General features: G+C 44.1%; 2 tRNA genes. Both read left to right on the top strand.

The window, feature by feature from the left end:
• Positions 1 to 80 precede the first annotated feature (80 nt).
• A tRNA-Ile gene (locus tag WMO38_RS15115) sits at positions 81 to 154 on the top strand.
• A 23-nt stretch (positions 155 to 177) separates the two neighbouring features.
• A tRNA-Ala gene (locus WMO38_RS15110) sits at positions 178 to 250 on the top strand.
• The last annotated feature ends 492 nt before the right edge of the window (positions 251 to 742 follow it).

Here is a 742-nt window from a genome sequence, read left to right as displayed (position 1 = left end):
GAACACGAAGGTTAAGCCTTAAGCGGCCGATGATACTATACTGGAGACGGTATGGGAAAGCAGGTGGCTGCCAGATTTAAGGGGTCATAGCTCAGCTGGTTAGAGCGCACGCCTGATAAGCGTGAGGTCGGAGGTTCGAGTCCTCTTGACCCCATTAAAACAAAATACACATGCCCTGGGGGTATAGCTCAGTTGGGAGAGCACCTGCCTTGCAAGCAGGGGGTCAAGGGTTCGAATCCCTTTATCTCCATCAGATATTAATAAAAAAGCTGTTGACAAAGAGTTGACACTGTGTTAATATCTACAGGCTGTCAAAAAACAGCCGAGGGTCTGCGAAAAGCGGACACTGTTCCCTGAAAACTGCATATTAAAATATCTAATAAACATTAATAATGTTTAGACATCCGAGGTGCGGCATATACGATAAGATATGCCAAACCAAGAAACAAACCGAAATGATGAAAATCAAAAAAGCCGTCAGGTATAACGCTATATATCTGATATGGGATTGGAAGACGGAAAATCATGAAGCGGTTATTCGTAAAAGCTTTGCTTTTACTCATATCCTTTGCTTCGCAAATGATTCCGAATTAACCAGCAGAACAGCTTTTGAATGTAAACATTCAACGCAGGTCTGCCGCTTAATCCGAACCGCTTTCAAATCTTAAAGGTTAAGCTATAAAGAGCACAGGGCGGATGCCTAGGCACTGAGAGCCGACGAAGGACGTGACAAGCTGCGATA

The organism is Lachnospira hominis (ex Hitch et al. 2025) (genome assembly GCF_040096395.1).
GTDB lineage: Bacteria > Bacillota > Clostridia > Lachnospirales > Lachnospiraceae > Lachnospira > Lachnospira hominis.
The sequence above is the reverse complement of the archived record's forward strand: the minus strand, read 5'-3'. Positions and strand labels throughout refer to the sequence as shown.